The organism is Lachnospiraceae bacterium (assembly GCA_025758065.1).
Taxonomy (GTDB): Bacteria; Bacillota; Clostridia; order Lachnospirales; family Lachnospiraceae; genus Enterocloster.
The window spans coordinates 3,124,380-3,137,769 of record CP107199.1; the positions used below are offsets into that span (position 1 = coordinate 3,124,380).

Below are 13,390 nucleotides of genomic sequence, written 5' to 3' on the forward strand. Positions count from 1 at the left end.
TCCTTTCTAGTTGATTTTAGTGTAACCATTTTGTTGACATCACCAAAATGGTTTTTATTTTACCACTCAATAAGGGGGTATCCGTACTGATCGCGGAATCTGCCATGAAGAATTTTGCTGATATCATGCATCCAACCCAAAGTAAAAAAAACAAAAGTACAGAAGAAAAGAACCCCTTTCCAAAAACGTCCGACATAAAAATAATGAAATCCCAATAAACCGCCAAAAATACATAGAAGCAATGCAGTTTTTCTAGATTTATGGCTAGTATTTGTAACAAAATTACTCATAATTATTCCCCTTTTCTTATTTCCAAATATTTCCAAACCAATATACACAAAGGATATAATAAACGAATGCGTCCAGTCTTTCCAGAACAGCAGAAAGGTGTGAGGCTTGATGATCAAAAAGTACATAAGCTATGCAGACTGCAGAGTGTTTGCGATATGTTACCGGAAAACCCGTACTATCTACTATAACCTACTTTTTAACCACAATCTGACAAAACTCTACTATATCCGTTAACCCAGCTCCGGAAGGCTGGGCGCCTTTTGAGAAGTTTCCTTCCTGGTACCGTTTCCGGCCTCAGCAGGTGGATTAAGCTTTTCAAGATCGTCCTGATCGTCCGGGATTAATAATCCAGGATCAGCAGCTACAGCAGACAGTAGCTGCTTTTTGAAAAAATCCATTGCTGCTTTTCTGATGTCTGGATCCAGTTCAAAATATGTTTTCATGATCTTCAGCTCCAGTGGTGTAGCACCTTTGGCCTTTGCAAAGTCGTCCAAGCTAAAGGTTGTAGGCTGGGCGAACATTGGTTCTGTGCCATTTCGTAGCCATTCTTCATTTACATCGAATACAGAACATATAGCTTTGATGCTACTATCAGCTACAGTAGAGCCTTTTTGCTCCATATAACTAACTCCAGATTGCGTTACACCTAGAACTTTAGCGAACTCTTTCTGATTTATTCCCTTAATCTCTTTGCGAAAATATTTTATTCGATCATTTATTGTCATTATTTCACCTCTTTTCTGCTGATAAAACAAATATACCAGTCACTTGTATAAAAGTCAATAGGAATAACAATAAAACTGTTGACAAATACAAGTAACTGGTATAATATCAAAATATAAAACAAGTGAATGGTATTTAAAAACAAATTACTTGTATTAAAAAATAATGATGAAAGGAGAGCAACCATTATGGCAGAAAGAAAAAAAACAACAGAAAGCTTAATAGCATTAGTAGCAATGGAGTATGAGCCAGAAGCAGCAGAGGCAATGGCCTTTGTGTCTGAGCTGGAACAAAAAGAAAAGGAAGACTTCCTCACATTCCTGGAGGGAGTACGTTTCGGAAAACAGTTGGCCCAGAAGAGTGCGTAAGCACTAGAGCATAAGAAAGGGGTGAGAAGAAATGCCTGCTGTACACAAAGACATTCAAGCCAGTGACAAAGAAGAAAAGAACCCACATTTCCCAGTCTGGAAAACATGGATTCTTATTTCATTAATAGTCAGTCAGATTTTAACAGCAGTTCAGATCCGTCAGGCGAATGAGGAGCTGTGGAAAGCTGTGATTCAGTTGGGAGATCATCTGAGTGATCATTTGGATAATGAGATTCAATACAATGAGGCAATGAGCCAGCTTCTTGAAGAGGAAAATCAACTTCTGGAGGAATGTAACAGGAAGTTGGGGGATCGTTTGAATTAGATTTTAATTGATCATAAATAGCCCCTAGTAACTCAAGCTCTTTTGCGATAGCTTCGTATTGTTTTTGCTGAATTTTAAGCATTTCTTCATTTTGCTGAATAATCGTAGCATCATTTTCCATTTCTTCTTGGTGGTATTTTTCTTGCCAAGCTGCTGGAGATAAGCTTTGGTAGTATGAAATGCATGCAATAACTATTGTTATGAGCAAACTGATTATGCTTAATGCTTTTTCAGATGGCAACTTAATTAGTGATTTATTCTGAATGGGGGGATTTACTTCTTCGTCATAATCGAAATTCTCAGGGATAAGCTGTTTGGGAATTTCTACGTAATTATCGACAACATGAATTGCGTTGATAGCATCTATTAATGACTCTAATTGATAGATTAATACGTCATTAATATTATTGAGGGATTGTGTATCTAATGATTTAGCAATAAAAGAAAAATCATTTTTACGCATGGAAACAATAGAACTTTGAATGAGTTCGGAAAATTGAGTGCAATATGATTCCGAATAAAGGGCAGATGCCTCTTTAAGTGATGCAGCCATTTGACTTAATGCCGCGTTTAGTGTATCAGGCTGGAAAGCTGATTCATAAAGTGTTGTGATCTGTTTTATTTGGGCAATGAGACGTTCCAGCGCAGAAGACAAGTCAACAGATTGTTTCATAGAAAACTCCTTTGTATGTACTCAGCCCTGGCGGGGGCTTGTAAGTACAGTATAGGACGGGAAGATAAAAATGTAAACAGATAGAAAAAGGGGTGAGAAGAGATGAAGAAAAACATAATAAGCTGCATTATTGCGCTGGCATGCTCCCAGGTATTTGTATTTTTATCAGGTGGGAGCATGTCCAGATATGAAGAGGCCAGTATATATTGCCTTGTCTATTTATGTGTAAATCAGCTTTTGAATTAGAAGATTTATAAAAGACTTAATTTCATTGGAATAAAGATTAATGAACCAAAAAGTTAAATTGAAAAAATTAAGATTGATTCTTCTAGGATAAAATCCAATCCAGTTTAAGAAAGAGCTTGGAATAGAAAAGGTAGCCTTTAATGCAACTAAAGGATTAAACGCTTTTTTGTAATCGTATACAAAAAAATCCCAATTGTTTAATAGGTCAGAGTAATGCTGTTTTGCAATTTCATAATTTACATAATCTGGATTGCTACGTTTCATGCTTTCTTTTTGATAACTGTATTTAACAATAATGGGGTAATAGGACAAAACTTTTTTAAGATTTTTGGTGTTTGCTGACTCTGCGTATATATACCTATTCAATAAAAACAAGGACTTTTTAATCTCAAAGAGGCAATGCAAGGAATGAATAATTCCGTGTGCGTATACGGTTAGAAAAAGCAAAATAAGGACTTCTTTTTTGTGAAGGTGTGAAAGTTGTTCTATTAATTTATTTACTTTGGAATATAGAGCCATAAGCTATTCTCCTTTCTTTAGTACTTAGCCCTGGCGGGGGCCTGTAAGTACAGTATAAGACGGGAAAAAGGAAAAGTAAACAGACAGAAAAGGGGTGAGAAAATGCTCAGTGGGTTACTATACACGGGCAGACTTGTGTACAACCACTCGGTCAATTAAAATAAGGGAGTCTGATGCACAAATCAGGCTCCATATCTTCTGTTAAAGATTTCCATGACAGCGGTATAAATGTTGGGGTTGTTTTTTCGTACTTCAAGCAGCACACCCTTGCTATGACATAATTCTTCGATACTTTCAAGGCTTCGAAATGTCATTGCAAAAGTCTGTTTTCGTTTATAATCTCTCAAACAGCGTTCTGCGGTATTGTTTGTGGTTGGCACCCTCATGTCATGCAGGAAAAGAAGATGCTCTGTTTTATATTCCTGCATCCGGCGATATAAGTTGTAGCCTTCGCGGTAATACGGGCTTGGCTCATTACGTTTGTATTCTTCTTTGGCTTTGTCCAGGATTTCCTGATACTCTGTCTCAAAGCCAGCTACTGTTTGAGCGTCTAACGATGCTTCACCGGTATGTTCTTTCCGGTAATGTATCATTCGTTGGAGCAGTTCTCTCATTCGCCGGTTCCAGGTAAGGGATGACTCATTTTCCATGCTGTCTTTCAGATACCGTTCTACATGCGCAAGGCATTCCTGATGAGCGCTTCCATAACGGTAAAAAGTAATTTCATGATCGTGTACCAGAATCCCCCGGAAATCTTCTGTTACAGTTCCCTTTACGCCTTCATGCCCCTTTTTCTCACGGGCAAAGTAAAGTACCTTTTCCTCATCTGAAGATGCGCAGACAAATACATAGGCGCTTTCTCCGTTTACGCGGGCATTTGTACAGTCTGTATGCAGAACCGGGCAGGACAGCAGGTCTGCAAAGATTTTTTTCCGTTCTGTTTCTGTTTTGGAAGAAAACTCACGGCAGAGTTTATTGATCATTCCTCTGGAAATTTTCAGCTTTCCACCTGTCAAATCAGAGAGAAAGCGCTGGCTTTTATCAATGGAAACTGCACAGTCTGTATTTAACAGAAATAAAAGTGACTTGATGCTGCCATCATAGTTCACATCATCAACCACTCCTGCGGGAAAAGCTGCATGGACTTTTTCTCCCGTCTTGGAGTTACGATATACATCTGCCTGATATTCCGTTACATGAAGAATCATTTCAATGGAAACAAGCTGTTTGGTTATGATCTTCTTTGTTTTTTTGAAATCCGGATCCTCTGCCACAATTTTGGGCGCAGGCAGATGTACAGTCTGAGTTGCTTCCTGCTTTTTCCTTCCATGATGGGCGTGCCCTGGCTGCGCTCCGGGTTTTCTTCCAGTGCGTTCACGATTGTTGGATATTTTTCGACGGTTTCTTGATTGTGATGACGGAATGGAGGAATTTTCATAATCACGGTTCAACTGTGCCAGAAGTTTCTTATTCTGTCCCTCTGTTTTTTCCAGCTGATCCTTTAGCTCACTGTTTTCACGGCGCAGTCCAGCGACCTCAGACAATGCCTGATCACGGCGTTGTTCTGCGGCAAAGCGCATTCTTTTAGCCGTTTTTAATGCATGCTCCAGATCTTTCATCTGTGCATTCAGTTCCTTAAGTGCATCTTCATATGCCTCTTCGCACCATTTCCAGGCTTTTCTTACATCTTTGCGAAGATTTTCAATCGTTTGTTTCAGACGTTTTATCTGTCGTCGGTACTCATCAAGTACTTTTTGATGTTCCATTTGAATCTGTTGGAATCGTTCTCCTGACTCATGATCGGCTACTTTTTTTCTCAATATTCGGTTTTCACACTGCAACGCTCCAATATATTCAAACGGCTTTCCCATTATGATTGCTCCAATGCTTTAATGATTTTATCCTGGTTTTCAATCAACTGTTTCAGAAGACGGATCTGTTCTTCCTGGGCTTTAATTGTTTTTAAAAGTTCTTTATTTTCTTTTTCGTACTGTTCGCAGACACCCTTTTGAAGTTTCAGTAACTGCTCGATTTTTACAGATATGTCATTCATGCTCATCCCTCTTTTCATGGAATGATTATAGCAGAAGATCTGAATTTATGCGAATTTGCAGGAGATGATCATTCGTCATTTTTTCATGTGAATAACTCTAAAAAAATGGTCAGATAAGAAGCTGGCGTGGAGAAACCATCCACAAAAATCGATGAATTCAACACGCCTCAAAAGAGAATTTATAGATACTGTTGATAACTTAAGCAATAAAACATGTAGCCGGAAGCGATATCCGCAGAATTTCTTCCGGCTAAAATAGTTTTGATGAAAAAGAAAAATGATTTTCGTCACTTTCCACAATGAAAATGAACTACCCGTGTATAGTAACATAATGTGAAATTATTTTCAAACATTAAATTCAGGGATTTCGCTTTTAAGATAAAAAGTTCCCCGTTTTGCAAGGGATCCATCTGGCAGAACGGGGAATTCTCATATTGAATAAAAAGTTACTGTTTTTTCTGCATAAGCAATCAAAAAGGACACCTTTTATTGTATAATTATGTTACCCACAAAACAACACGAAAGAAGGTGTCCTTAATGAAAAATTAGCATTAAAGAAGCTGCTAACTTATATGAAAAGTGTATATAAAATCCCGGAGAAAATCAAGGGGTTATCGGACAAAAGAAAAAGAAGAACGATCCCATTATTTAATATCGTCATGCCGGCACTGCTCTTTCTGATGCTGCAGTATGAGAGTTTTCATACAGTTTTTTCTGCGCCTGAAAGTATGGGAAAACGATTGAAAAACTGCATACATGGAAAAATACCTAAAATTGATGCGGTCCGTGACCTTCTTACCCAGATAGATCCAGATGAGATCCGTGAGATCCACGACCAGACGATCGATATCATAAAAAGCAACCGTGTATTTCGGGAAGGGACTATAGGTGGATATGTTGTAGCCGGTATCGATGGAGTGGAATTGTTCAACAGCACAAAAAAGTCCTGTTCGGACTGCCTTAGCCGGAAAAACCGTGCAGGTGAAACAGAATATTTCCACCGGAGCGTGGTCTGTATGACAGTAGGAAAAACGCCACATGTAATCCTGGGCCAGGAAATGTTAAAACCGAGGGACGGAGCGGAAAAAGATGAAGGAGAACTGACAGGAGGAAAAAAGCTGATCAGACGTCTGAAGGAAAGACACGGACATTTCGCAGATGTGATCGTAGCAGATGCGCTGTATCTGAATGCCCCATTTATCAATACGATAAAAGAGTGCGGACTGGATGCGGTGATCCGACTAAAAGATGAACGAAGGGAACTGTTTCAGGATGCGGAAAGCCTGTTTAAGCGGGATGAGGGGAAAAAAAGGTCGTTTACCTGTGGAAAAAAGAATATAGAAGTCTGGGATCTTTCAGGATTTGAGATAGATAATAGTCCCCATAAGCTTCGTGTGATCCGATATCATGAAAGCTGGAAAGAAAACGAACGCCGGATGTGGCTGGTAACGACTCTGGATCAAGGGGAACCTCGGGTTTTATGGGAGATGATGAACCGAAGATGGGATATAGAAGAGAATGGATTCCACCAGTTGAAAACGTATTATCACGCAAAACATTGCTATTGCCATGCAGCAACAGAAGTAATATTTGATCTGATGATCATCGGCTTCAACATGAGAGAATTATACCTGTATCGCCGTATTCAAAGATTTAAAGAAAGTGGAATCAGCCGAAAAAGTGTGAACCGGAAGTTTTGTGATGAGCTATTATTGGAAAAAGTAAAAAGTATCTTGTATGAAAAGGGCGGATAGTCTGTCAGTGGGAAAATAAAAACAGGCGCTTTGAAATGAGCTAAATTTAACTAAGGGGGGACGTTGTGCGCATTCAGCTATTCAGGAAGCAAAAGAGAAAATAAGCGTGAGAGGGGCACTATTTATAAATATACAGTGCTAAAAGCGAAATCCCTGCATTAAATTATCTAACCTTGAGAAAAATGGATTTTGATGATAAGATGAAATTGGGATAGGATGCATTTTTAAATCCAGCTTGACATCGACGAAGAATGGAGGTTATAGTGACGAAAGAAGAAATTGTGAAAACAGAAGCGTTGGAAGCCCGCTATAAAAGATATAAGAGTATCTTAAAAGACCTCACTATCATGAGCGATGTGTTTATGCGGAATGTATTCAAAAAGCGGGAATGCACAGAATATGTTTTGCAGGTGATCATGGGAAAAAAGAATCTGCGGATCATCGATCAGGTTTTGCAGAAAGATTATAAAAACTTACAGGGACGTTCAGCTATATTGGATTGTGTTGTCAGAGATGCTGATGGAAAACAGATGGATGTGGAAATCCAGCAGGATAATGAAGGTGCATCTCCAAAGCGGGCGAGATATCATAGCGGCTTAATGGATATGAATACATTGAATCCGGGGCAGGATTTTGATGAGCTCCCTGAAAGCTATGTTATTTTTATTACCAGAGATGACGCACTGGGTTATGGACTTCCAATTTATCATATACATAGAACGATTGAAGAAGTCAGTGAGAATTTTAAGGATGAGACCCATATTATTTATGTAAATTCTAAGAAACAGGACGACACTGAATTAGGACGACTGATGCATGATCTGCATTGTAAGAATGCAGGAGATATGCATAGTAAGATTTTAGCTGATAGAGTATACGAATTAAAAGAAACACAGAAAGGGGTGGAATTCATGTGCCGTGAAATGGAACAGATTTATAGTGAAGGAATTGAAAACGGTGAAAAACTTGGTATTGCGAAGGGCGAAAAGCTTGGCATTGAAAAAGGCGAACTGAAGAAAGCTAAAGAAACCGCCCTTTCCCTTGCTGAAATGGGCTTATCTGTTGATAAGATTGCACAAGCAGTTAAAATCAATGTTGATACAGTTCGGGAATGGATTGACGGGAATGTATAGATAAAATTGTAATAAAGAAATCTGCCTTTCAAAGTTGGTAGTTGAAGGGATAAACTTATGGCATCAAGTCAAGAATATTTACAATTTGTATTAGAACAGTTATCGGATTTAGAAGAGATTAATTATCGTGCTATGATGGGAGAATACATCATATATTATCGGAGCAAAATTATCGGAGGCATATATGATGACAGATTACTTGTAAAACCCATAAAATCTGCAATTTCTTACATGCCAACAGTAACTTATGAATTACCATATGATGGAGCAAAAGAAATGCTGTTGGTAGAAGAGGTTGACAGCAAAGAATTTCTGGCTGGGCTTTTTAATGCAATGTACGCGGAATTGCCAGTTCCTAAGTCGAAAAAGAAATAGGTAGATTCAAGTTTGACGAAATAAACAATATAAACAGAATAAATGATTATAAAACTGATCAAAGGGAGGTTGCTTTAAAACAATGCAGCCTCTTTTCGTATTTATATACAAAATAAAGATGTTGCCATAAATTCATAATTCAACCGGCAGTTGAATGAGGTTTTGCTTTACCTGACGTATAATGAATAAGAGAAGGGGTGATAAGATATGAGCATTTATATTACAGGTGATGTGCATGGTGATTTTTTTGAGTTGCAGCAGTGGGGTTGTGCAATGGAGTTAAAGAAAAGTGATATCATCGTTATCCTTGGCGATGTGGCCTTGAATTATTTTGGTGGCTGGAAAGATCATAAAAGGAAAAAGAAAGCCAATGTACTTGGGTCAGAGATTTTCTGTATTCATGGAAATCATGAGATGCGGCCGGAAGATGCAGGATGTTATGAACTCATAAACTGGCATGGTGGAAAAGTCTGGTGGCAACCGGAATTTCCCAATCTGATCTTCGCAAAAGATGGCGAAATTTATGATCTGGATGGCAAGAAAGTAATTGTACTTGGCGGTGCATATTCCGTAGATAAGTATTACAGGCTTGCTCATGATTATCAGTGGTTTCCAAATGAACAGTCATCTGCTGAAATTAAGAAATTTGCAGAAGAACAGCTTGACAGAGTAAATTGGAAAGTAGATGCCGTCTTTTCTCATACCTGCCCCTATAAATATCGTCCGCTTGAAGCAATGATCCATGGAATTGATCAGAGCACAATAGATACAATAACAGAAGAGTGGCTGGATCTGATAGAAGATAAACTGGATTATAAGAAGTGGTATTGCGGACACTGGCATATTAATAAACGCATTGATAAGATGGAATTTCTTTTTCATGATGTACGGCTATTTTAAGGAGGTAAAGACGATGATCGATAAAAATGATCCAGAAATTCAGGCATACCTGAAGGAAGAACTTCAAAAACAGAAAGAACAGATTACGGAACGGATTCTGTGGAGAAATGCCAAATCACTGCTTGGTGGTCCAACGTATGCTGATATGGAGTATTATACTGGCCTTTCCAGAGCGGAAATTGAAGAAATCGCAGATAAATGCCAGTGGAAGTTAACCATTAAGGAAGGCTATGCTGAGGGAAGCTTGGTTGGACAAGTGGAAAGTCTTTGTAACTGCCTTAAAAATAAGGACATTGATTACGATAAAATATCCAGAGGATATGGTATAGATTTATCCTGTGTAAAAGAATGGGCAAAGGATCCAGACAAGTATGCAGTATTGGAATTAGTTTCTCAGGGAATTGACGATGATTATATTATAGAGAGTTTCAATCTTACAGAGAAAGAATTTTTAAACTTTGTACCGTCTGATCAGGAACTGCGGGAGTATAAACCAGTCTTTCAGAGAAAGGAACTTTCAGATGAAGAACTGGAAGCACGATACCAGAAAATGATTGAATCAGAGGGATTGTAATGGAAAAACTGATTAGTACTGGCCCTGAAAAAGTGATCTTTCTTGATATTGATGGGGTTTTAAATAGCAATCGTTCGACAGAACCAATCATTGCGGAAGATATGGTAAAGAGATTGGCTCATATTGCCAGGAAAACAGGAGCGTCCATTGTTTTGTCTTCTTCCTGGCGTTATGAATATGCACGTCATATAAATTCTGAGTCGGATTATTATGACAAGGATGTGGATCGTCTTATTATATTATTAAAGAAATATGGTTTAGAAATTGCTGATATAACGCCTTTATCCTATATCAATGGAGCAAATGCGCGTCCATATGAGATTCGTACATGGCTTGCAGGCCGGGCTAATGTAAAACGGTTTGTTATTCTGGATGATGAATTTTGGCTTTGGAACTATCTGGAAGATTTTGTTGTGTGTACTATGCACATGGCATCAGGTGGAATTACTACATATGGGCTTACAGATGATGATGCTCAGAAAGCAGTTGATATTTTAGCGGATAAAGCCAGTATTCAGAAACAACTTCAAGAACAAAAAGCTAAAATAGCAGAGAAGCTTTTAAAGCAATATGGAATGGATGATATTCAGATAGGTGCAGCATGTACGGATATGCCATTGGATGAAGCCTGCGATATCGCTGACAGAGTAGAAAAAACAGAAATTGCCAAAGGTAGAAGGAAAAATAATTATGACGAAAAATGAAAAATTGCTGACTGTAACAGACGAAAATGAAGAGAAACTAAGAGCTTTGGTTGAAAAAGCTAAGACTCGTGTGCCAGAGCTTTTTCAACAACATTATAAGACTACTCCAGAAGAATTTGAAAAAAAAGGAGTATACTTGAGCTTTTATGTACAGAGCTTATGAAGATGGCGTTATCGAGGGACATATCGGCGTTGCTCTGGATTTAGATTGTGATGATGAGAACTTAAACAATTTGATTTTAAATATGCGGGATGAATTGAAAAACAGAGAAGAGGAGCGGGACGAGTAACAGAAAAAGGCATACTATTAGCCAGGAAGCAAAAAAAATGAGGACGAGAGAATATAGAAGGCAGAAGCGAAAAGTGAAAATTAAGCAGCGTAAGGAAATGGCAGTTGCGATTGGTGGGCATGGTGAACCAGGAAGGGTTCATTCTGGGAAACACTTTGAAAAGTTAGAAGCGGCAGTAAATGGTGAGAAGCCAGGAATTCTTGCAAAACATGATTATGGGATGATCACTCGTGGTGTCAGCAAGAAAACAAAAATCAAGAATGGACAAGCTTCGTATCGTCATAAAGGTGCGTATGGTCCAGAAAAAGTCTATACTCGCCATGATCAGAGAGAAATGGACCGTATTTTGGAATGAAAGGGGCATTTAGCTATGAAGCAGAAAAAGAAATACACTATTGAAAGTGAGCTAACAAAAGCTTTAATGCAATTTTCCTTTGGAAAACTAACAATTGCCGAAGTAAAAAAAAAGCTGCGGTTGCTGCCACAAATTGGGATTCGTCAAATGAAGCATTGGCACATAAAGGGCTAAATTGGTATGCGAAACAGATAATTGCTAAAATGTAGTTACTATAGAGAAGGTGATAATAATGAGATATTACATTGCGGATTTGCATTTTGGTCATGGTGGGCTAAATAATCGCATGGATAATCGGAAATTTGAAAGCGTGGAAGCCATGGATGAATATATGATCGCTCAATGGAATTCCAGGGTGCGTAGAAATGATGAAGTTGTGATTCTCGGAGACTTCGCAATTTATAAGCACGGAGAGCAGGTAAATCAATTACTGACACGGCTAAAAGGCAGAAAGACCCTTATTCTTGGTAATCACGATGAATTTATCGATAAGAAAGATTTCCGGTCAGAGTTATTGGAAAAAATCACTCCCTATATAGAGCTAAATGACAATAAGCGAAAAATAATTTTATCTCACTATCCCATTATGTGCTATAACGGGCAATATCGTTATGATTCAGAGGGGAATCCTAAAACTTACATGTTGTATGGTCATGTTCATAACACTTTTGATGAAGTGTTGATTCAGGAATATCAGGAACAGGTGCGTAAACATCAGCGAGCGATTCAGGGTTCTAAAGAAGAAGTGCCTATTCCCTGTCAGATGATAAATTGTTTTTGCATGTTTTCTGATTATATCCCGCTTACATTGGATGAATGGATTCAGGTGGATAGAGAGCGAAGAGAAAAACTAAAATGTATAGAGAAAACCTGATAACAAATAAAAGGTTAAAAGGAATGGTAAATATATGAGCAGTTTTGAAAATGTAGAGATTTTTGAAGATACAAAAAATCTGTGTGAAAAAAATGGGAGAATTAAAGAATCTCTTGCTAAATCCGTGAAAAATCAAAAACTTATTTTGGAAGGAGAACATCTGCCTGTTGTGGATAAATCACGTTTTACAGATAATGCAAAAGTGATCCTGTCCACAAAGCGGACTTTTGCGGCAGCTTCTGGTTATGTAAAGCAAAAAGTTGCAGTACATAACTTTGCTTCTTCCACTAATCCGGGTGGTGGAGTGACAAGAGGATCCAGTGCCCAGGAGGAATGCCTGTGTAGATGCTCCGGACTGTATTTTTGCTTAAGTGTACCGGAGATGATGAAAGGGTTTTATTATCCTCATCGAAATGCGAAAAATCCGATCAATAATGCAGATATCATCTATACGCCGGGTGTAACTGTATTTAAGACAGATACAAGCAATCCGAAACTGCTGGATGAGAAAGACTGGTATGATGTAGATGTTATTACCTGCGCAGCACCGAATTTACGGGAAAGACCAAGCAATCGGTTCAATCAGAATAATGGTGATCACGCTGTAAAGGTCAGTGATAGAGAACTTCTTGAAATCCATAAGAAGAGACTGACCAGGATTCTGGATGTTGCCGCACTGAACAATGCGGAAGTAGTGATTCTTGGTGCTTTTGGGTGCGGAGCCTTTCAGAATAAACCGGAAGTGATGGCCAGAGCTGCAAAAGAAGTGATTACGGATTATCTGCAAGTCTTTAAAACCATTGAGTTTGCTGTATATTGTTCGCCTCGTGATGATACGAATTTCAGGGTATTTAAGAGAGTGCTGGGAATGATGTGATTTTTGGCGGTTGATCATAAAAGGTCAGCCGCCTTTTTCTTTTATAAAAAATTCTTGTAAATCCCCTGCTTTTAACTTATGGAACCGGACAAGTTATCCATATCATTTCCCGAAATTTCTGGCAGATAGATGTTTTCACTGATATCATTCCATTAATCAAAGCTCCGGACGGCACTGCCATTCTTTTCCATATAAAAGACTGGAACACCAGTGAAATCGTCATTATGAACGACATCAACGTAGAAAATCTGGTACAGGAAAAGCCAAAGAAGAAAAGTAGAGGAAGAGGAATGTAAGACGGCCCGGTTATGGGCAGTAACAACGAAGTATTATAGTATCAATAAAAAGCCGAGGTG

19 protein-coding genes are annotated in these 13,390 nt (G+C 38.5%); 13 read left to right on the plus strand and 6 right to left on the minus strand.

Annotated features, from left to right (window positions below; genetic code table 11):
• Nucleotides 1–59: 59 nt before the first annotated feature.
• Nucleotides 60–290: a TM2 domain-containing protein gene (locus tag OGM16_14505; GenBank protein UYJ45998.1), complete on the minus strand. Its 231-nt coding sequence runs from the start codon at nucleotides 288–290 to the stop codon at nucleotides 60–62.
• Between the two features lie 231 nt (nucleotides 291–521).
• Entirely contained in the window at nucleotides 522–1,016 is a 495-nt protein-coding gene (locus OGM16_14510) for a helix-turn-helix domain-containing protein (GenBank protein ID UYJ45999.1), read from the minus strand.
• 186 nt (nucleotides 1,017–1,202) lie between these two features.
• Here OGM16_14510 and OGM16_14515 point away from each other — a divergent pair, with 186 nt between their 5' ends.
• Nucleotides 1,203–1,382 carry a hypothetical protein gene (locus OGM16_14515; protein ID UYJ46000.1) on the plus strand — a complete coding sequence of 60 codons (180 nt, stop codon included), beginning with the start codon at nucleotides 1,203–1,205 and terminating at the stop codon, nucleotides 1,380–1,382.
• Between the two features lie 128 nt (nucleotides 1,383–1,510).
• On the opposite strand, the gene OGM16_14520 is transcribed toward OGM16_14515, so the two are convergent.
• The 4 genes from OGM16_14520 to OGM16_14535 form a co-directional block, all read right to left on the minus strand.
• Nucleotides 1,511–2,380: a hypothetical protein gene (locus OGM16_14520; GenBank protein UYJ46001.1), complete on the minus strand. Its 870-nt coding sequence runs from the start codon at nucleotides 2,378–2,380 to the stop codon at nucleotides 1,511–1,513.
• Nucleotides 2,381–2,599: 219 nt separating this feature from the next.
• A complete protein-coding gene (locus OGM16_14525) occupies nucleotides 2,600–3,145 on the minus strand; it encodes a hypothetical protein (protein UYJ46002.1) in 546 nt (181 codons plus the stop codon).
• A gap of 182 nt (nucleotides 3,146–3,327) precedes the next feature.
• The gene (locus OGM16_14530; GenBank protein UYJ46003.1) at nucleotides 3,328–5,016 is read right to left on the minus strand and encodes a transposase; all 1,689 of its coding nucleotides are present in this window, start codon (nucleotides 5,014–5,016) and stop codon (nucleotides 3,328–3,330) included.
• On the minus strand, nucleotides 5,016–5,198 hold the full coding sequence (locus OGM16_14535) for a hypothetical protein (GenBank protein ID UYJ46004.1): 183 nt from the start codon (nucleotides 5,196–5,198) through the stop codon (nucleotides 5,016–5,018). Before OGM16_14535 ends, OGM16_14530 begins: the two co-directional genes overlap by 1 nt.
• A gap of 572 nt (nucleotides 5,199–5,770) precedes the next feature.
• Between OGM16_14535 and OGM16_14540 the strand changes: the two genes are divergently transcribed.
• From OGM16_14540 to OGM16_14595, 12 genes are all read left to right on the plus strand, one after another.
• Nucleotides 5,771–6,952 carry a transposase gene (locus OGM16_14540; protein UYJ46005.1) on the plus strand — a complete coding sequence of 394 codons (1,182 nt, stop codon included), beginning with the start codon at nucleotides 5,771–5,773 and terminating at the stop codon, nucleotides 6,950–6,952.
• Between the two features lie 251 nt (nucleotides 6,953–7,203).
• Entirely contained in the window at nucleotides 7,204–8,085 is an 882-nt protein-coding gene (locus OGM16_14545) for a PD-(D/E)XK nuclease family transposase (GenBank protein UYJ46006.1), read from the plus strand.
• 57 nt (nucleotides 8,086–8,142) lie between these two features.
• Nucleotides 8,143–8,460, plus strand: a complete 318-nt coding sequence (locus OGM16_14550; GenBank protein UYJ46007.1) for a TfoX/Sxy family protein — start codon at nucleotides 8,143–8,145, stop codon at nucleotides 8,458–8,460.
• A 207-nt stretch (nucleotides 8,461–8,667) separates the two neighbouring features.
• Nucleotides 8,668–9,360 carry a metallophosphatase family protein gene (locus tag OGM16_14555; protein ID UYJ46008.1) on the plus strand — a complete coding sequence of 231 codons (693 nt, stop codon included), beginning with the start codon at nucleotides 8,668–8,670 and terminating at the stop codon, nucleotides 9,358–9,360.
• Between the two features lie 13 nt (nucleotides 9,361–9,373).
• On the plus strand, nucleotides 9,374–9,934 hold the full coding sequence (locus OGM16_14560) for a hypothetical protein (protein UYJ46009.1): 561 nt from the start codon (nucleotides 9,374–9,376) through the stop codon (nucleotides 9,932–9,934).
• Nucleotides 9,934–10,638: an HAD domain-containing protein gene (locus OGM16_14565; GenBank protein UYJ46010.1), complete on the plus strand. Its 705-nt coding sequence runs from the start codon at nucleotides 9,934–9,936 to the stop codon at nucleotides 10,636–10,638. Before OGM16_14560 ends, OGM16_14565 begins: the two co-directional genes overlap by 1 nt.
• The gene (locus OGM16_14570; GenBank protein UYJ46011.1) at nucleotides 10,625–10,801 is read left to right on the plus strand and encodes a hypothetical protein; all 177 of its coding nucleotides are present in this window, start codon (nucleotides 10,625–10,627) and stop codon (nucleotides 10,799–10,801) included. The genes OGM16_14565 and OGM16_14570 overlap by 14 nt, the downstream gene beginning before the upstream one ends.
• Nucleotides 10,785–10,928, plus strand: a complete 144-nt coding sequence (locus OGM16_14575; protein ID UYJ46012.1) for a hypothetical protein — start codon at nucleotides 10,785–10,787, stop codon at nucleotides 10,926–10,928. Before OGM16_14570 ends, OGM16_14575 begins: the two co-directional genes overlap by 17 nt.
• 37 nt (nucleotides 10,929–10,965) lie before the next feature.
• Entirely contained in the window at nucleotides 10,966–11,283 is a 318-nt protein-coding gene (locus tag OGM16_14580; protein ID UYJ46013.1) for a hypothetical protein, read from the plus strand.
• Nucleotides 11,284–11,298: 15 nt separating this feature from the next.
• Complete coding sequence (locus tag OGM16_14585; GenBank protein UYJ46014.1) at nucleotides 11,299–11,457, plus strand: hypothetical protein; 159 nt, start codon at nucleotides 11,299–11,301, stop codon at nucleotides 11,455–11,457.
• 58 nt (nucleotides 11,458–11,515) lie between these two features.
• Complete coding sequence (locus tag OGM16_14590; GenBank protein UYJ46015.1) at nucleotides 11,516–12,157, plus strand: metallophosphoesterase family protein; 642 nt, start codon at nucleotides 11,516–11,518, stop codon at nucleotides 12,155–12,157.
• A 34-nt stretch (nucleotides 12,158–12,191) separates the two neighbouring features.
• Entirely contained in the window at nucleotides 12,192–13,034 is an 843-nt protein-coding gene (locus OGM16_14595) for a TIGR02452 family protein (protein UYJ46016.1), read from the plus strand.
• Nucleotides 13,035–13,390: the final 356 nt, after the last annotated feature.